Raw genomic sequence first — 17727 nt, forward strand, 5'->3', positions numbered from 1 at the left:
TAGCTGTCCATAGCAGAGTGTCCGCTTCGAGAGAATAAAATATCCTGTTTCCTCTTTTTGGGCTTATTGGTTACAATCCTTAGGTGCTAGAATAATTACTTTGTTTTCTCCTTTATCAGTATGATAAAAAGACAGGCGCAGCGTGGGTATTTTCTCTTCATAGGTTTTCTTTCTCTTTTTGGCAAAGGTGTATTCCTTGATTAGATGCTTGCCCGCTAAGAAGTCACTTTTGGTTTCGGCATATATATAAGAAGAGTCGAGCGCGCTTATGATTTTTTTAAGGTAGTCATTTGTCACAGTTTCGGCTTGGTCATAACTGGAGCTATTGTACATTTCACATTTGCAACCCTGACTACTAAAATTGGTGGCGCTTAAATCTATTTCGCAACTTTTCGCCTTATCAAGCGGATAGAGTACTGTATATATCTTGCCCCCAAATGCCTCCTGACCGGCGCTTAATTTTTTCGCTTCCCCTTTAATTCCTTCAAAATCTCGCGGAGCGGACTCTGCCATTTTAAGTAGTTGCCGGGCAAATAAACTTCCGTCGCTGCCACCGGTCAAAGTATGAAAAACCGTAGGGTCGCGGAAATAATAGAGTAGCCTCACTTCATAGCTGCCACTGCGGTCTGCTTGCAAAAAGGTCTGATATTTCACAGAGGTGAAGCCATCATTTTTGATGTCGCCAAAACACATCTTCCGATTGTTTGGATACTGGCTTAATACTTCTTCTTCGTTCCAGTTATCATCATTTTTTGTCCGTATAGCTCGTTGTGTTATTTCGTTGTAAATACGATCAGCCTCTGTTCTGTTGGTTCCTTTATAAAATCTGGCGACAAAAAAATCTGATCCCATAGAGCGCTCCACATAGCTTTCAGCACCGTCAAACTGCACGGAGCTTGAATAGATATTTGCAAATGACTCCTTGCGAATCAGTTTGGCATCAGTCACATTCAAATCTCCTAAAAACTTGTTTAACGCTACTATATTCATGTTTCTCCTGAAGCGGTCATCTAATTCCTGTTGTATCTCTTCCTCCTCAGCCGCCTGCTTGTTTTCATTTGAATAGGCAGGCGCTGTATTACTAGACGGAGGAGGAACGTCCTGAGCAGAAAGGAACCGAAGGAAAACAATAAAAGTGAATAGCAAGGTTATTTTAGAGCGTGTAGCAGTTTTCATTAGCCCAATTTTTCTGAAAGATAGAAAGATTGGAAATACTATAAAACAGATAGAAATGATATCCCCTGCTTTTGCCTCGGTTGGTATTTTTCTTCATCAACCGTTAATTCTTCCCAAGCCGCCCTGCGCTAGGCTAACTACCGGGCATCGTTTTTCGTTATCTTTACTTTGCAAATAATCTGTTATGAAAAAATCGGCCCTCATCATAGTGCCTCTTACCTTTATTCTTTTTTGCATGGCATTCTCGGTTCGCGAGAAGCCGAGCGCTGACAGCGAAATTAAATGGATGACTTGGAAGGAAATGCAAGCAGCACAGAAGAAGCAACCTCGCAAGGTAGTGATAGATGTTTATACGGGTTGGTGTGGCTGGTGTAAGAAAATGGATGCCTCTACTTTTGTTCATCCGGAGGTGGTGAAATATGTGAACGAGAACTTTTATGCTGTAAAGTTTGATGCCGAGAGTCGCGAAACTATCCGGTTTAAGGATAAGGATTATAAGTATGTTGCTCAGGGCAATCGAGGCTATAATGAGTTAGCCGCCGAAATGTTAGGTGGCCAGATGAGCTACCCGACCTCTGTTTATCTGGATGAACATCTCAATCAGCTTTTTCCGGTGCCGGGCTATATGGAGGCTAGGACTTTTGAAAGGGTACTTAACTTTGTGGCCAGCAATAGTTATAAAAGCCAGAAGTGGGACGAGTTTGATAAAAACTTCAAGGGCAAAATTGATTAGGAACTTTTCAGGAAACATTGTTCATCCCTTTCTTGCGCTTTAGCGCATTCTCTGGTAATTATCGTTAAACACTTCTTCGCTATCCGATAGGGGCGAGTATCTTCGCCCCATGAACACGAGGCTAGTCAATATTATTATTGCTGGTATATCCATTGCACTTATAGGGCTGATATACATTCAGGTGCGGTGGATAAAGGAGAATTATTTGGTGCGCGAAGAGCGTTTCGACCAAGGTGTTTATCTGGCACTCAATAATTTGTCTCGTGAAATAGAACGGACCGAAGCCACTAATTATTTTGCAGCAATGGGGCTGAGAGAATCGGGCAGAGATATGGAGCAAGTCTATGACTCGGTTGCCAGCGTCCGTTCAGAAAACGCCCGTTACTCTTTGGTGGACTCTATGGGGCAACATGCCATGAAGTTTGGCTTCAGCGATTCGGGGGGGCGCTTCATTTCTAAGTTCATGGGGAGTATTACCTATTTGCAAGAAAAGGCCATGCGTCTGCATCAGTTGAATGTAAAAGACGTTGCTAGTCGCGAAGAAGCAAGAGAAAGGCATATCATTGAAATGCAGTTTAAGAAATACAACCACATGTTTCAGGATTTGGCCATGCAGTTTATGCTGGATGATAAATGCCTGAAAGATCGCGTGAACGGCGACGCAGTGCAAGCCATGCTGAAAAATGAACTTAAAAAGGAAGGAATCCATACGCCCTTCGAGTATGCCATTTTCGACAATTGGAGCAGCGGTATGCTCTATGGGGATTTGCTTGCAAGCCGCGAAGAAGCACTCTCTACCCACTTTTACTCCATCCGGCTTTTTCCCAATGACCTCTATGAAAATTCGGGGGTGATGGTCATTAACTTTCCCGAAAAGCGGAACTACATCTTTCACTCTATGTGGATGATTCTTTCGGCTACTGCTGCCTTTATCCTGATTATACTGGGCTCATTTGCCGGTTCGTTTTATATCATCTTCCGACAAAAGAAATTGGATGAACTGAAAACCGATTTCATCAACAATATGACTCACGAATTCAAAACACCGGTCGCTACTATTTCGCTTGCCAGCCAAATGCTGAAGACAGAGAAGGTGTTGGGTGATAAAGAGAGAATACTGAACTACTCCAATATCATAGATGAAGAAAACAAACGACTGAGTGGTCATATCGAAAATGTATTGCAGGTAGCCCGGCTGGATAGAGGAGAATTTAAACTGAAGCCCGAGCCGATCAATATCCACGAACTGTTGAATGATATTGCGGATTCACTGGCGTTGCGTATCCAGAACAAGCAAGGGACTTTGAGCCGCGAGTTTCGTGCTGCGAATGCGCTGATTACCGGCGATGTTTTTCATCTTCAAAATGCTATTTATAACCTGTTCGACAATGCCATAAAGTATAAGTCTGAAGAGAAACTGAATATCACCATCAGCACGAAGAACAACGCTAAGGGTATAATCCTGAGTTTTAAAGACGATGGAATCGGTATCTCTAAAGAAGCACAAAAGCGCATTTTTGAAAAATTCTATCGGGTGCCTACAGGCAACATTCATAACGTGAAAGGTTTTGGGTTGGGGCTGTCCTACGTACAGGTGATTGTCAATATGCACGGAGGCGATATTCGGGTAGAAAGCGAACCGGGCAAAGGCAGTCTTTTTATTGTTTTCTTGCCCTTCGACTTTGTTAATAAATGAAAAGTCTTTTTGATTACTGTTAAACCTGATGTAGCTTTGAATTGTCAAATCTAAAACTAGACCTAAATGAACTTAAAGAAAAAAATATTGGTAGCCGAAGATGACACCAATTTGGGTGTGCTGATTCAAGATGCTTTAGAGTCAAAAAACTATGAAGTGACCTTGAAGCGCGACGGTGAAGAGGCGCTTACTGAGTTCAAAAATGGCAAATACGAAATGTGTGTGTTGGATGTGATGATGCCGAAAAAAGATGGCTACACACTCGCCAAAGACATTCGCAAGATAAATTCCAGAACACCTATTATTTTTCTGACAGCAAAAAACCTCAAGGAAGACACCATAGAGGGATTGAAGATTGGTGCTGATGATTACATGACCAAGCCATTTAATATAGAAGAACTGGCCTTGCGCATGGAAAACATCTTCAAGCGCTTGCCTAAAACAGAGGCTGGTGATAAATCAGAATTCAAGATTGGGAAATATGAGTTCGATAGTTCAAGGCGTATTCTGAAAAATGGTAAAGAAGAAGTCAAACTCACGACTAAAGAGTCCGAGTTGCTCAAGTTGTTGACAATCTTTGCCAACCAGACTTTAGAGCGCGAAGTGGCGCTGAATGAAGTGTGGGGCAACAATTCCTATTTTGCCGGACGGAGTATGGATGTGTATATTGCCAAACTGCGCAAATATCTGAAAGCTGATTCAAATATCGAGATTCAAAATATTCATGGTACAGGCTTCATGTTGATAGTCCGTAATTAAATTTTTTGTGGGGTGGTTAGCCCGGTCGTGTTTAATTACATGGCCGGGTATTTTTTTGCTCGGTTCTCAAGCCGATGGTATCTTTTACGGGACTTAATCTTTGCCAAGGTTAATATTCACCCTCTTCGATTTTATCTGAAATTTCCTTTTCTCAAGTGTCATGCCCCCTTTGCTGTTCTTGATTTCCAGCCCTTTCTTATCCACGCCTATACCACTTCCTCTGCTGTTATGTGCGCCCACAGTTCCCTTTTTTGCCTCGACACCAGCACCTCGCTGGTTTTTAATCTCTGTACCTTTGTTGTTCACCACCGCCTTACCTCCGTTGCGGCCTTGCACACCGGCCTCCCCCTTTTTTACCTCTGCTTTGCCGCCTTTGGTGCCACTGACCGTACCTGATTTATTGTTGATCTCGACTCCCTTTTTAGCACTGCTTTGTTGGCTATAGGTGTGAAGACTTGCAGTAAGGAGAAGCAATAAAACAACGATAGTGTTTTTCATGATGTTTTGGATTTTAGCTGGCTAAAGTAGACAAATTATACGGCGATCATGAGGGGGCTATTCAACGCTGATATTCTTCCTCCAAAACCAGAAAGACCGACCGGTTAAGGTTTTCACCCTAACGAATATTCCCACAGCGGTCCTTTTTTGTTCTTGGTCCTGAATTTCTTCATGCTCTCTGAAAAATCTTTATCTGGGAAAATCCAATTTTTACCGGTTGCTTTTGCTCTTTGTTTTAATGTGGACGTTTCTACATCCTTTGAAATATAGTAACGCGGTTCTATTAAGTCATCGTCTTTACTTATGGTTCCATCCTCAATTGCCAGATCATGAAGTTTAGTTCCCGGGTAAATGCGCATACCCACAAAAGGGAAGAAGGCGGTAGTACCTATTCGCTTTGAATTCTCAAAAGTTTCGTTTACAGTTTCATCGGTTTCTCCGTATCCGGCAAGGATGATAAAATGAATAAAGTTAATTCCAAGTCGAGTACACATTTCGCTCTTCTCAAGCACTTCGCTTACCGAGAAGCTTTTGCCATATTTCTTTAATACTCTGTCTGATAAAGATTCTGTCCCAAATTCTAAATGAGTTAAGCCCGATTGTTTCAGTTTTATAAGTAACTTTTCTTCTAAATTTTTGAAAGTAAAATAAGCACCCCACCTGATTTTTATTCCACTTTGAATAATCTTTTCAGCCAACTCTAGGTTGTATTCGTTCTCGATATTGAATACTGAATCAGTAAAGAAAATATAGTCAACTCCCTTGGTGTAATACAAATAGCTGAGCGAGTCTAAAATCTTATCGGTGTTGAGTGTTCTTATTTTCTTTCCTTCAATAACCGGATAGGAACAATAAATACACTGATAGGGACAGCCTCTTTGCGTTTGCACACTCAACATACCACTGTTTTGCCAGTAAAAGTCAGTTAGTCTATCATTAAAGCTCAAGGTTAAATCCTGACAATAGTTCCCTCTTTTATTCTTTACTATCTGTTTATGGTTGTCGTAAATCAAGCCCTCAATGTGTTGATAATCTGATCCTGCATCTAAGCAATTAATCAGCTCATAAAGACTTTTTTCCCCTTCGCCACAAATGCCGAAATCGGGTTGAAGCATGGTGAACAGTTTTTCGGGAAAAATGGAAAAGCCGGCGCCTCCTATGACTATCGTGGCGTCGCTCAATGTCCGAATCTTTGAAATTATTTTACCATAACTATTAATAAAACTTCCATTGTTTAGAGAGTTTGAATCATCCACATTTCTCAATGAGATTCCAATGTATTTTGGCTGAAGTTCACTAATTGCTAATTCCAGTCTTTCAAAATCATCCAAATAAATATCAAACATCTCAATGGTGTATTGGGATAATCTTTCTTTAAGATAAGTTGAGAGGTAGGACAATCCTATTGGGTAAACAGGATAGGGCTTGTCAAATTGATTTAGCGATATCAATAAAATATTTTGTTGATCAGCCATCCTTATATCAGATTTAATGAAGCCAAATAATATTCCAATACGATTGGGGTTTTAATAAAAAGCGAAAGTAGGAGTTGCGTATGGGTTAGGTGTAATTTCGAACTTGATTTACATCAATTTAGAGAATGTCATTTAGTACTTTTCGATGTTTACAACCCCATTTGTGATGAAGTGTTCATCGCTTGAGGTATGCTTATGAAATAGGGATGAACACGAAATGGGTTCAAATCGTTTTTGTTTTTACAAAATAAATCATTGCATGACCTTTATCAGCGGTTGTATTAAAGAAGCCATGCAGTTTTGCGCAAATTGAAAATAATCCTTTTGCTTTTGATATTTCGGCAGTTTTGTACCCTTAACCCGTCTGATAGACTGAGGTTCGAGACCGGATACAGGAATAACCTTTTTAAGGGGGATATAATATCATGATTTACGAGACATATCACTGGTTGAGTGGTGGGGAGATTTGCTGCTGTTTAAGATTAAAAGCATAACACAGCATGGAGAAAAATCTTGAACTCTTTATACACGCATCAATAGCTATCATTCTTATATTGATAGTGTGTCATGCTGTAGGTTCTTTAATGAAATACATAAAGCAGCCAGCCGTAGTGGGCGAGATGATTGCTGGTGTTTTACTTGGACCTACTCTGTTTGGGAATATAACCCCCGGGCTTTTTGCTGCTGTTTTTCATCCGACATATTCCGTGGGAATAAAAATGGCAGATATCAACGGCATGCCAGCTCCTCGCGATATAGATATTATATCAGTCATCTTTATGTTCAGCAATATTGGGCTGAGCTTTTATATGTTCTTAGTAGGCTCCGAAATTGATTACAAGTATTTCGATAAGAAGTCGCTGAAGCAAGGCGGGTGGCTATCTATTACTGCTACGGTTACTCCTTTTGTGCTGGGTGCTGCTGCCGGATGGTATTATTATAACAGCGACCTGTGCAATTTAGCAGTGGTGAACCGATTTGGATTTATGATTTTCATGGGCACCGCTATTTCAATTACGGCCTTTCCTATGCTTGCACGTATTTTGCAGGAGAACAATCTCATTAACACCAAATTGGGAATTATATCCTTGGTTTCTGCCAGCATACAGGATGTTGCCAGTTGGATAATGTTGGCGTTTGTATTGGCTACTTTGAAAGGAGAAGGCTTAACCGGCGGGTTTATCACTTTCGGAGGTGCCTTTGTTTTTATTGCCGCTTGCTTCCTAGTACTAAAGCCTTTGCTGAAATATTTGGAAAGATCAGTCGTGCGCGCCAACCGGATGACTGGAAATCACTTTGCTATTGTTCTAGTGATAGTGTTGGTGTGTGCTGTAATTACCGATAAACTTGGTTTGTATTGTGTATTCGGTGGTTTTTTCAGTGGACTGGTTATGCCCCGTAACGCTCTATTTCAAAGAGAACTGCAGGGGAAACTTCGCGATATAGTGATGATATTTTTTCTGCCCATGTTCTTTACTTTCTCTGGTCTAAATACCGACCTTACTCACATTGTCAATTTAGAGGTGGCAATGCCATTTGTTGTAATCATGCTGCTTGCCTTTGTGGGTAAATATGTACCGGGGTTGCTCACCATGCGAGCGCAGGGTTTTTCGTGGCGCGAATCATCGGGTATTGGCTCCCTGATTTATGCTCGCGGTTTAATGGACCTTATTGTAGCCAACATTGGGTTGGCCTATAACATTATTACACCCAATACATTTGCCATTATAGTACTGGTGGCGGTGGTTAGCACCCTTGCCGCCACGCCGCTCTTTTGGTTAACGATGGCAAAGGTGCTGAAACAACCTGATTAGAACTGTTTGGGATAAACCTAATCAACGCGGTTTACCTCAATGCTCTTTAACCAATATACATGGCGCGGTCCGGTTTTGATATCGTTCTTACAAATCAAAATCATGTCGCCTTGGGTACCAATGGGTTGGCCGTTTTCTTCAAAAATGATGTAAGTGTTTTGGCCTGTGGGGTTGTTGAATATCTCTGCCCATGAAAAAGTAGCTTTGTAATTATCGGTAGCTCTTGCTACAATGTAAAAGTTGCGGTCTTTATGCCCACTCTGTTTGATAACAGCCTTCTCTAAAATATCTTTTAGCAGAACTCCTTTGCAACTTTTATCTTGTTTCATAGTTGCTCCACTTTGGCAAACTACGGTAAAGCTGTCAATGTTGACCACCTTCATTTGTTTCAGCGAATCAACCGTCAGGTTCAGCGGTGTTATCACCTCGCCCTTGACTTCTACGTTTTTACTGATGTATTTAATACTGTCCCCTGGAGACACAGACATACAGGCATCGGAACTTCCTTTGGGTTTGGAAGTACTTGTTTTATCACCGCTGTTTGATTCCCCGGTGTTAGAATCGTTGCAACTATTGAAAGTAATTACTACAGTTAATAAAGCAATCAGGATAGTTAGATTTTTCATGTTTTTATTTTTGTATAATGGTTAATGATGGAACAGAAATTTGTTTTAGTTCAATTTATTTGTGAGCAAATACCCTTAGCGTTACATAGAAATTCCTCCCTTCTTCCGGGTAACCTTCAGTGAGGGAATAGTTCTTGTCGAGCATATTATTCACACCAGCATCTAAGCCTATGTATTTCCATATTTTTGATGAAACAGCTAAGTTGACAAGAGCAAAACCACGGCTTTGTGTACCATAGCTAGTACTGTATCGTGCGCTGTTATATTCTACACTTGTTATAATTTTGACTTGTTCAACAGGCTCATACTGTATAAAGGCAAAGACCTTGTGGGCTGGTATATCAGTGAAATATAGTTTTGGATTGGAAATATTATGCCGGTAGAGGTATGTATAGTTTGCCCCTATCTGCAAAATCTTTTTGTACACGTCGTAATTCAATTGTGCTTCTACACCGGTGAAATATGCTTTGCCTGCATTTTGCATTTGCGCTTTGCCAGGCTGCACGTTGCTAACGTTTATCATCACATCGGTGAGGTAACTGAAAAAGAAGGCTGGTTGGAAAGTAACTTTATTGAAAAATCTTCCGGTGTACGAAAGTTCTACATTTTCGGATGATTCGGGTTTGAGGGTTGGATTAGGAAGTGCAGTGCCCATGCGATATGAGTAGCGATCCTTGATAGTGGCAAATCGTGTTTTGTGTGCGTAGGTCAATCCTAATTTATGGTTATCCTTAGGGGAGTAGAAGATGCCCAACTGCCCGTTATAAGCATAGCTTACTGCGGCTGTTTGAAAATTATATACTGAATCTTCGCTTGAATTGTAATTTTCGGCTTTCATGTTCTTACGCATGCTAAAACTAAAGCCGGGCATAATTGCCAATTGTTTTATCGGGTGGTAAATATCTTCAATGCCGACAATGAAGGTTCCGTCGCTATAGTGCCGCACCTTTTCGTTCAGGTTGTTTTCGCGATGTATGTCCTGTTTATAATTTACAGCAATTTTCAACTCATTTTTGGGAAGGATGGTAGTGCCGTATTCAATGTTGCCTCCCAGTGTATAATCGTTGTAAAAACTGCTAAACGCATAAGGTTTAGATTGAGTTGTGTAGGTAGAATCATCAAAACTGTTCAGCCTATTTTTAAATGCATCGTAATAAAACTTTGTTTTTATGGCATGTTTGCCATCACCGAAATTCGTTCTTGAAAGAAAGTAAACAGTTTCCTTATTCCAAGCAGGCCACTGCCAGTAGCGCGGTTTGGCTAACAACGAATTGAGCGAATCGGTACCACAATATACCGGAACACCTTTTTTTCCCATCTGGTTTATATATCCAATTACATACTCGTGGTTTTGATTGGGGGTGTAGCCTATTTTGACATTTACTTTTTGGTCAGTACGGTAGGAATTATCTCTGGTTTTCCCGTTTTCGCGCGCAGTAGGCACAAAATTTGACGACATAATATAAGAGTCACGGTGTAAATAAGAGTAGCCGCCTTGAATAAAAAATTTACCAAAATTTGAACCCGCATTCAAGGCTCCTCGATAGCCATTTATATTGATCATACCTAAGGACCCGTCTATCTCAAATTTATCCACAGGCTTGCGTGAAATAAGATTGATGGCTCCGCCTAAAGAGTTAGCGCCATATAGCACCGATGAAAATCCCTTGGCTACATCAATAGCCGCGAGATCGAAAGTGGTAAAACGAGCCAGATCCACGTAGCCATCATAGGGGACGTAAACCGGTATGCCATCCATAAAAACAGGCACCTGACGTAAATCGAAGCCGCGCACGCTTACCATTGATTCGTTCCTTGCCCCTGATACGGTGGTGCTAATGCCCCCCAGCATGTTTAATGCCTGAGCTACATCTGTCTTGTTTAGCGACTCCATAGTTGCACTGCTGATTCTGTTTTGCACTGCTCCGTCTTTTTCTGTAGTTACCAATACCTCTCCTAATTGAAATACTTTAGACTTCTTAAGCGAGTCGGTCTTTACGGTTGTGGCGAAATCTTGTTGCGAAAATCCGATGATGGGTATTAGCATTGCTGCGAGTAGTGTTTTTATGTTCATTGTTATTTGGTTTAGACGATGTGTTTTTAATAGCATATCGGTGGTTAAAAAAAAGTTAGAGTTTAGTTTGTGCATTTAGTTTTTCAGCAAATGCTTTTAGCTGTTTATCTATTTTGTAAAATTGTTTAATAGCTACTTCACCCGCAGGGGTAAGAAAAGCTCCGCCCCCGGCACTTCCGCCAAGTTGTTTTTCTACCAATGGCTTGTCGGAGCATTTATTCATATCAGAAACCAATTGCCATGCCTGACGGTACGACATCTTCAACTCTTTTGCCGCACCGGTGATAGAGCCGGTAATCTTAATTTGCTCTAACAAAAGCACTCGGCCAATCCCCAAAAAGGGACCGCTTGTTTCATCTACCCAAAACCGGACTCTGATGGTGTATTTCTTTGGCTTTGGCACTCGATATGTATTTTGAAGCACAGCGCAAGATTAGTCTGGCGCATCAGGATAGTCAATGAGGTTAGTCAAGCAGGATTATAACAAATGACACTTTTCTTCCGACACAGGCTCTTTTCTCAATAGATATAAGCGTAGAAAGGGCTCTACGCTATTTAGTTTGCACTTTCATTTGCGCAGAGTTCGGAAGAGGAATATCTGCGGCGAGAGCACCACCAACACAATTTAGAGTTTCCGTAGTGGTTCAATATTTTGAACCCCTACAACAAACATTCCCGGCCTTGCACAATGTTCAGTGAATAATGACCTTCTAGGGAATAATCATCCAAACTTCACCATCAACTTTACCTCATCCCAAAGGTTAGGAAGGAAACCTAATCGAAAACAAGCCTCATATTCTTTCTGCATGAGCTACTTTTCATTTTGAAGTAGTTCCTTTTCTTTCTAAGGCAGATACTTTTCTTCGTGGGGTAGCTCCTTTTCTTTCTATGGTAGATACTTTTCTTCGTGAAGTGGCTCCTTTTCTTTGTAGAGTACCTCCTTTTCTTGCAGAAGTAGCTCCTTTACTTTGTAAAGTATGTCCTTTTCTTAGAAAAGTAGCTCCTTTTTTTCGAATAGTAGATACTTTTCTTTGTGATGTAGCTCCTTTTCTAAGAAAAGTAGCTCCTTTTTTTCTTGTATGAACTACAGGGTAGGATATTTTTTCACTCCATCCGGCTCGTACCTGTTCCGGTTATACATATAATACAAACCAGCGAAAGTTTGCCAACCGGTACCGGTTCTGAAAATATTTTTCGTATTTCGTGTAACCTTTTTCTAACCGGTTCATTTACTATGACATCTTCGGTACGCAACCGGTTCTAAAAAGAAGGAAGAACCGGTGGCCGAAAGAGAGAAATCCTTCAATATTTTATTTATTATTTAACCAATTTTTAAACAAATTACAATGTCTAAAAAAGAATTTAAAAAAGAGACGAAGCGCATAGAGCGCAAGATTGGGAAGAGCTTAACTTCTGTAAATCAAAGCAAGGAGGCCATTGAGGCAGAACTTTTGGAACTCGAACTCGGGGCGCTTGATCCTCGTGGCCCGGTCATCTGTTTCATGGTAAAGCTGGGTTTCGATGCCAAGTCGGTAGCGAAGCAGTTATATACCAGCCGAGACGTGATCGGTTGCATGAATGGCAATCCTAACTTCCCTTCGCCCCTCCCAACGCTGGCAGATATAACCACAGCTGCGGATGCACTGGAGTTGGCGCAGAATAACATGCGCACCACACCGGGCGGCAAATCCATCCGCGATTTGCGTAGACAGGAGTTGGTGGTGTTGATGAGGAGATTGTAGAGCTATGTGGACTTCACGGCTGCGGGAGATATAGCGATCGCTGCCAGTAGTGGTATGGAGGTGAACGATCCGGCCACCAGTATCGGTTTCCTTCCTTCGCCAACCGGTCTCGTGATTTCAAACACGAAAACGCTCGGCAAGCTTAATCTGAAGTGGGAGAAGGTGCCGAAGAACTCGGGCTACCTTATTCAGTGGACTCAGGATCTGGAAAATCCGGTATGGCCCGGCTATAAAGAGGCAGAAAAGACTTCTGCTTCTGTCAGCGGCCTGAATCCCGGAGAGCGTTATTTCTTTCGTGTGGCCACGCTTAGCCGCGCAGGACATGACGGGTACACCGCACCGGTGGCTATCTGGATATTGAACCAATAAGCTGTTCATTCAGCTTTATAAGGCGCTTCCTGTTATGAGCAGGAGCGCCTTTTTTGTTTATTCCAATCCGTTGAACCCAAGTTTGAATCACCCCACGCTGAATTGTTTGGTGATCGGTGCATGGTTGGCGGATTCAATATCCATAGAAATTACCTTTCGGGTATCAAACGGATCAATGATACCGTCCGTCCATAGTCGGGCAGCCGCATATAATCTGGGTTGTTCGCTCAATATGGTTTTCATCATTCACCCAATTTGCAGACATTAAAATAGTTGCTGCTTACTATCAAAAGATAATTTCTGGTCTAAGCAAAATCATTTATAACAGTCATCATCGCGTTTATTTTGCGCACCTAAATTTTGTATTTGGTCTATACAGACAAATGGAGAAAGATTCGGCACTGGTCTATGAATTTTACAAGGATAACCGAAGAATTGACAGTCATATCTAAACGACTAATACAAAAGGTATTAAGGCAGAGTGAAACAATATTTATAAATCAAACCAATAATTAGCACATGAAAAATTATGATGTAGTGATTCTGGGTGGGGGCATTTCAGGGCTTACCCTTTCTATTCAGTTAAAAAGAAAAAACCCTGACATGAGTATTCTGGTGCTCGAGAAAAGAAAGGAGATGGCACCTGATTCCGCTTTTAAAATTGGCGAATCTATCAGCGAGCTTGCCAGCCACTACTTTCGCGAGGTGCTTGGACTTAAAGATTACCTCGTTGAACACCAGTTGCCCAAATATGGACAGCGCTTTTTCTTTAAGTCAAGAACCAAAGATGTTATTGAATCGCGTATCGAACTTGGTCCACGCAAATGGCTTTATTCCCCAAGCCACCAGCTAGATCGCGGCACTTTAGAAAACTATCTCGTTGGTTTGGTGCAAGTGGAATACGGCACCGAATTTTTGTTGGATGCGGATGTGAAAGATGTTGAGTTTGATAAGGATTGCAGTGTAGTTTCATACACACACCAAGGTGTTCCTATGCAGGCCGGTGCCCGTTGGGTAGTGGATGCCACCAGTCGTCATAGTTTCTTGAAACGCAAACTCAAATTTGCCAAACCCTTAGACCATCCTATCAATTCTGTATGGTGGCGTTTAAAAGGAGTAGTAGATGTGGGCAGTTGGAGCGAAAGCGAAGCTTGGAAAAATTATCCAGAAGTGAAACTGCGCCATTTAAGTACGAACCACTTTTTAGACACCGGTTACTGGATTTGGATAATTCCGCTAGGCACTAAGAATACAAGCATAGGCATTGTTGCTGACCCGGCGTTTCATCCGTTTGAAAAGTTCGATACCTATGCGAAGGCGATGGAATTTCTCAAAGAAAACGAACCGCTGCTTTACAATAAATTGGAGCCTATGAGCGGAAACAAATTGGACTTTAAAATTTCAAAACACTTTGCCCATCACAGCAGCCGTCTATACGATGGAAGTATGCGCTGGGGTGTGACCGGCGAAGCAGGTGTATTTCTCGATCCGTTTTACTCTCCGGGCTGCGATCTTATTTCCATTAACAATATGTGGTTGGGCGATCTTATTCTGCGCGAATTAAGTGGTGAAAACGTAAGTTTCCGTGCCGAAATATACGAGCAAACCCACCTCGGTCTGTTTGATGCTTGGGTGCCTATTTACCACAACAAATACCAACTCATGGGCAGTTCGCAAATAATGACGGCAAAGATTTTGTGGGACTGGGCGGTTTATTGGAGCATTCCTACTTTGCTATACACCAACAATGCTCTTACCGATTTATCTGTACTCAAACTATTATTTTCCAACCCCAAGGGACTCGGTTCAAAATTCAAAAAGATTCACGAGCAAATGCAAAACTTGTTTGTTGCCTGGGGTAAATACGACAACAACCAGATTTTTGAACGTAAATTTATTGACCCGCTCGACCTCAGTTACTTGCTCGATTTTCAAACGAACGTAGGGACACAGTACGGCGATAAATTAGTTGAGCGCGCTACCCACAACATGGAAATACTTGAAAAAGTAGCGGCTGAAATTTTTCGCAGGGTTAGCCACTTTGCTAAAGGTACTTCGCTCGATATGGCCGTAAACCCTTACACCATGGATCTAGATAATCCGGTGCCTACGCACAACGAAGATCTCAACATTCCGCGTGACGAACAAATCGTCCGCGATATTGATAACATCTGGTTTTACGGAAAGGAACAAACCGCATAAAATCTAATTATGAAACGTGAGTGGTCAGGTGAATTTTAGTCGCCTGACCACTTGTCATTTATAATCAGATCAAGCACATTTAACTATAAACGATTACGATTTTCTCTTGATTCCTTCTTGCAGTTCGGGGAGTAGAATTGTCATTGAACAGAAGCAATAAAAGTATTGCAGTGCTTTTTTGCTTGTAATTAAAATAATTCTATTTTTGCATCATAATCAAATCAAAAAAACAATGGAAACTATAGAACAAAACATCCTTAATGTTACCTTATTGGAACCCCGCGAAAAACACCCTACCATCTTTGCTCGCTTTGATGAGCTGAGCGAGGGCGAGACTCTAACTATCCACAACGACCACGATCCCAAGCCGCTGTATTATCAGTTGTTGGGTCAGCGGGGTGATATTTTTACTTGGGAATATTTAGAACAGGGTCCTGTCTGGTTCAGAATAAATATTACGAAACGCATCACCGGTGAAGGATCGGAAACATTAGGCGAAATCGCGGCTAAAGATTTGCGCAAGGCACAGGTGTTTAAAAAGTACGGTATTGATTTTTGCTGTGGAGGTAAAAAAACTGTGAAGCAGGTTTGTATTGAAAAAGGATTAGACGTTGCTAAAATTGAACAAGAACTTCAGCAGGCTGATCAGGTAGTTGCCTCTCGCCCTTTACCGTATAACGATTGGGCGCCCGATTTCTTGGCTGATTATATTGTGAACACTCACCACAGCTACGTAAAAAAGAATTTGCCCGACATTCGCGGCTATGCTGATAAAGTAGCCCGGGTACATGGAGGTCGTCACCCTGAACTATTGCCGATTAATAAATTGGTAGAAGATATTTACGAGGAATTTTCAGGGCACATGATGAAAGAAGAGCAGGTATTATTTCCTCTTATCAAGCAGATGGTTAAAGCCATAGAAACGAACCAACCACTGACCACATCGGGTATTGGCTCTGTAGATAGTCCTATCAGAATGATGGAATCGGAACATGAGTTGGTCGGCAATTACATGGCAGAAATCAGAACACTTAGTGATAATTATACCTTACCGGAAGATGCCTGCGCTAGTTACAGTTTGCTTTTCCGTATGCTTGAGGAGTTTGAAGAAGATTTGCATATCCACATTCATCTCGAAAACAACATTCTTTTCCCTAAGGCGCTGGAATTAGAAAAGCAGTTTGTATAATTGGTAGCAAACGATTGTTTGCTAATAAATTTTAATCATCCTATCCGTAAACCTAAAGATGGTGTTATGAGTATATGTAAGAAGTTTCAAAAAAAGAAGGTGACTGTTTATATCTGGGCGATGGTGTTGATAGCTACTTCGGGCTTTTTAGCCTCTTGTCAATCGAATCATAAAAGCGAGAATGCTACTGGTACTGAAACTGTGGAGCACGATTCGCATCATGCACGAAAGCGCTGCCGCTCTTACTTTAAACAATGGAGCAAAGTGGAAAGCGGATGCTAGTACCAATACAAACGTAGTGGCCTTAATGGATGTTATCAACGCAGCAGCTCCTACCACAGTGGAAGAATATCACCATACCGGAAACGGGATACAGGAATCACTCAACAAGATGATTAGCGAATGTCAGATGCAGGGCGAAGATCACGAAGCCCTGCACCACTGGCTCGAGCCTTTGCTCGAAATGAATAAAAATCTATTGGGTAGTCAAACGGTAGAGGAGGCAAATAAAATATTTGGTAGCGAGCGATATCAAATCAATCTTTATCCTCAATATTTTGAGTAATGAAGCCCCTCAATGCCAATACGAAGATTGCTGCAATAATCAAACAAAACCCTGATGCCTTAGAAGCCATCATCAGTATTTCGCCAAAGTTTGAAAAGCTGCGCAATCCTATTTTGCGCAAGATAATGGCCGCCAGAGCTTCTATTTCTATGGCCTGCAAAATAGCCGGGTGTACTGCTGATGACTTTTACAATAAACTAGCCCCTCTCGGATTCACAATAGATAAATTGGCACCAATGGAAAATACAGTTGAAAGCAAACGCCCTGATTTTTTAGAGAAGGCAAAGTCGGAAGATATAGTAGAGTTAGATGTGCGTCCGGCGCTTGCACAAGGCAATGATCCCTTTACAATTATCATGGACAAGGTTAAAACCTTGCAGGCGGGTCAAATACTAAAACTCATCAACACCTTTGAGCCGGTTCAGCTGATTCCGCTTTTGAGCAAAAAAGGATTTGAATCTTATACTGATTTCAAAAGTGAAGATTTAGTAGAAACCTATTTCTACAAAACTACCGAAACGACTGCGCCGATAATTGAACCCGACATCAAAGACGCTACCGATTGGGACGCCGTTTTGTTGAAGTATAAAGACAAGATGCGGACGGTGGATGTGCGCGAATTAGAAATGCCCTTACCGATGATGACCATTCTGGAAGAGTTAGAAAACCTACCCTCCGATACTGCTTTGTTTGTTTACCACAAGCGAATACCACTCTTCCTTTTGCCCGAATTAAAAGAAAAAGCATTTGACTATCGCATCAAAGAGATCAGCGATTCGCAAGTGCATTTACTGATTTTTAAGCTCTAA

General features: G+C 41.5%; 17 protein-coding genes. 10 read left to right on the top strand and 7 right to left on the bottom strand.

The genetic code is table 11. The features are described 5' to 3' along the window. Window positions 1-63: 63 nt before the first annotated feature. On the bottom strand, window positions 64-1176 hold the full coding sequence (locus tag IPP77_00780; GenBank protein MBL0308271.1) for a hypothetical protein: 1113 nt from the start codon (window positions 1174-1176) through the stop codon (window positions 64-66). 184 nt (window positions 1177-1360) lie between these two features. Here IPP77_00780 and IPP77_00785 point away from each other — a divergent pair, with 184 nt between their 5' ends. The 3 genes from IPP77_00785 (at window position 1361) to IPP77_00795 (ending at window position 4364) form a co-directional block, all read left to right on the top strand. Next, window positions 1361-1909, top strand: a complete 549-nt coding sequence (locus IPP77_00785) for a DUF255 domain-containing protein (protein ID MBL0308272.1) — start codon at window positions 1361-1363, stop codon at window positions 1907-1909. A gap of 109 nt (window positions 1910-2018) precedes the next feature. Next, entirely contained in the window at window positions 2019-3605 is a 1587-nt protein-coding gene (locus tag IPP77_00790; protein MBL0308273.1) for a HAMP domain-containing histidine kinase, read from the top strand. Between the two features lie 66 nt (window positions 3606-3671). Then, window positions 3672-4364 carry a response regulator transcription factor gene (locus tag IPP77_00795; GenBank protein MBL0308274.1) on the top strand — a complete coding sequence of 231 codons (693 nt, stop codon included), beginning with the start codon at window positions 3672-3674 and terminating at the stop codon, window positions 4362-4364. Window positions 4365-4457: 93 nt separating this feature from the next. Here IPP77_00795 and IPP77_00800 read toward each other — a convergent pair whose 3' ends face one another. Beyond that, complete coding sequence (locus tag IPP77_00800; GenBank protein MBL0308275.1) at window positions 4458-4862, bottom strand: hypothetical protein; 405 nt, start codon at window positions 4860-4862, stop codon at window positions 4458-4460. Between the two features lie 113 nt (window positions 4863-4975). Next, the gene (locus tag IPP77_00805) at window positions 4976-6337 is read right to left on the bottom strand and encodes a radical SAM protein (GenBank protein ID MBL0308276.1); all 1362 of its coding nucleotides are present in this window, start codon (window positions 6335-6337) and stop codon (window positions 4976-4978) included. Window positions 6338-6837: 500 nt separating this feature from the next. On the opposite strand from IPP77_00805, the gene IPP77_00810 reads away from it, so the two are divergent. Further along, window positions 6838-8151: a cation:proton antiporter gene (locus tag IPP77_00810; GenBank protein MBL0308277.1), complete on the top strand. Its 1314-nt coding sequence runs from the start codon at window positions 6838-6840 to the stop codon at window positions 8149-8151. Window positions 8152-8168: 17 nt separating this feature from the next. Here the strand turns inward: IPP77_00810 and IPP77_00815 are convergent, their stop codons facing one another. From IPP77_00815 to IPP77_00825, 3 genes are read right to left on the bottom strand one after another with little or no spacing between them, the layout of a single operon-like run. Then, entirely contained in the window at window positions 8169-8777 is a 609-nt protein-coding gene (locus IPP77_00815; GenBank protein MBL0308278.1) for a molybdopterin-dependent oxidoreductase, read from the bottom strand. Window positions 8778-8832: 55 nt separating this feature from the next. Continuing rightward, entirely contained in the window at window positions 8833-10851 is a 2019-nt protein-coding gene (locus IPP77_00820; GenBank protein MBL0308279.1) for a TonB-dependent receptor, read from the bottom strand. A gap of 55 nt (window positions 10852-10906) precedes the next feature. Then, the gene (locus IPP77_00825; GenBank protein MBL0308280.1) at window positions 10907-11254 is read right to left on the bottom strand and encodes a LysR family transcriptional regulator; all 348 of its coding nucleotides are present in this window, start codon (window positions 11252-11254) and stop codon (window positions 10907-10909) included. A gap of 943 nt (window positions 11255-12197) precedes the next feature. On the opposite strand from IPP77_00825, the gene IPP77_00830 reads away from it, so the two are divergent. Together IPP77_00830 and IPP77_00835 are read left to right on the top strand one after the other, a co-directional pair. Further along, window positions 12198-12593 carry a hypothetical protein gene (locus IPP77_00830; GenBank protein MBL0308281.1) on the top strand — a complete coding sequence of 132 codons (396 nt, stop codon included), beginning with the start codon at window positions 12198-12200 and terminating at the stop codon, window positions 12591-12593. A 6-nt stretch (window positions 12594-12599) separates the two neighbouring features. Then, window positions 12600-12962, top strand: coding sequence for a fibronectin type III domain-containing protein (locus IPP77_00835; GenBank protein MBL0308282.1), 363 nt, complete (start codon window positions 12600-12602; stop codon window positions 12960-12962). A gap of 87 nt (window positions 12963-13049) precedes the next feature. On the opposite strand, the gene IPP77_00840 is transcribed toward IPP77_00835, so the two are convergent. Continuing rightward, complete coding sequence (locus IPP77_00840) at window positions 13050-13208, bottom strand: hypothetical protein (GenBank protein ID MBL0308283.1); 159 nt, start codon at window positions 13206-13208, stop codon at window positions 13050-13052. Window positions 13209-13481: 273 nt separating this feature from the next. Between IPP77_00840 and IPP77_00845 the strand changes: the two genes are divergently transcribed. The 4 genes from IPP77_00845 (at window position 13482) to IPP77_00860 (ending at window position 17727) form a co-directional block, all read left to right on the top strand. After that, on the top strand, window positions 13482-15164 hold the full coding sequence (locus IPP77_00845) for an NAD(P)/FAD-dependent oxidoreductase (GenBank protein ID MBL0308284.1): 1683 nt from the start codon (window positions 13482-13484) through the stop codon (window positions 15162-15164). 232 nt (window positions 15165-15396) lie between these two features. Further along, window positions 15397-16353, top strand: a complete 957-nt coding sequence (gene ric / locus IPP77_00850; GenBank protein ID MBL0308285.1) for an iron-sulfur cluster repair di-iron protein — start codon at window positions 15397-15399, stop codon at window positions 16351-16353. 181 nt (window positions 16354-16534) lie between these two features. Further along, entirely contained in the window at window positions 16535-16918 is a 384-nt protein-coding gene (locus IPP77_00855; protein MBL0308286.1) for a hypothetical protein, read from the top strand. After that, a complete protein-coding gene (locus tag IPP77_00860) occupies window positions 16918-17727 on the top strand; it encodes a DUF2249 domain-containing protein (GenBank protein ID MBL0308287.1) in 810 nt (269 codons plus the stop codon). The genes IPP77_00855 and IPP77_00860 overlap by 1 nt, the downstream gene beginning before the upstream one ends.

The sequence above is a fragment of the Bacteroidota bacterium genome, assembly GCA_016722375.1.
Taxonomy (GTDB): Bacteria; Bacteroidota; Bacteroidia; order Chitinophagales; family LD1; genus Bog-950.

What these genes read in the sequence shown, in the direction of transcription:
- IPP77_00780 (MBL0308271.1), bottom strand. Translation starts at nt 1,176, where the DNA reads ATGAAAACTGCTACACGCTCTAAAATAACCTTGCTATTCACTTTTATT.
- IPP77_00820 (MBL0308279.1), bottom strand. Translation starts at nt 10,851, where the DNA reads ATGAACATAAAAACACTACTCGCAGCAATGCTAATACCCATCATCGGA.
- IPP77_00830 (MBL0308281.1), top strand. Translation starts at nt 12,198, where the DNA reads ATGTCTAAAAAAGAATTTAAAAAAGAGACGAAGCGCATAGAGCGCAAG.
- IPP77_00795 (MBL0308274.1), top strand. Translation starts at nt 3,672, where the DNA reads ATGAACTTAAAGAAAAAAATATTGGTAGCCGAAGATGACACCAATTTG.
- IPP77_00805 (MBL0308276.1), bottom strand. Translation starts at nt 6,337, where the DNA reads ATGGCTGATCAACAAAATATTTTATTGATATCGCTAAATCAATTTGAC.
- IPP77_00790 (MBL0308273.1), top strand. Translation starts at nt 2,019, where the DNA reads ATGAACACGAGGCTAGTCAATATTATTATTGCTGGTATATCCATTGCA.
- IPP77_00860 (MBL0308287.1), top strand. Translation starts at nt 16,918, where the DNA reads ATGAAGCCCCTCAATGCCAATACGAAGATTGCTGCAATAATCAAACAA.
- IPP77_00800 (MBL0308275.1), bottom strand. Translation starts at nt 4,862, where the DNA reads ATGAAAAACACTATCGTTGTTTTATTGCTTCTCCTTACTGCAAGTCTT.
- IPP77_00855 (MBL0308286.1), top strand. Translation starts at nt 16,535, where the DNA reads ATGCTACTGGTACTGAAACTGTGGAGCACGATTCGCATCATGCACGAA.
- IPP77_00810 (MBL0308277.1), top strand. Translation starts at nt 6,838, where the DNA reads ATGGAGAAAAATCTTGAACTCTTTATACACGCATCAATAGCTATCATT.
- IPP77_00815 (MBL0308278.1), bottom strand. Translation starts at nt 8,777, where the DNA reads ATGAAAAATCTAACTATCCTGATTGCTTTATTAACTGTAGTAATTACT.
- IPP77_00845 (MBL0308284.1), top strand. Translation starts at nt 13,482, where the DNA reads ATGAAAAATTATGATGTAGTGATTCTGGGTGGGGGCATTTCAGGGCTT.
- IPP77_00840 (MBL0308283.1), bottom strand. Translation starts at nt 13,208, where the DNA reads ATGATGAAAACCATATTGAGCGAACAACCCAGATTATATGCGGCTGCC.
- ric (MBL0308285.1), top strand. Translation starts at nt 15,397, where the DNA reads ATGGAAACTATAGAACAAAACATCCTTAATGTTACCTTATTGGAACCC.
- IPP77_00785 (MBL0308272.1), top strand. Translation starts at nt 1,361, where the DNA reads ATGAAAAAATCGGCCCTCATCATAGTGCCTCTTACCTTTATTCTTTTT.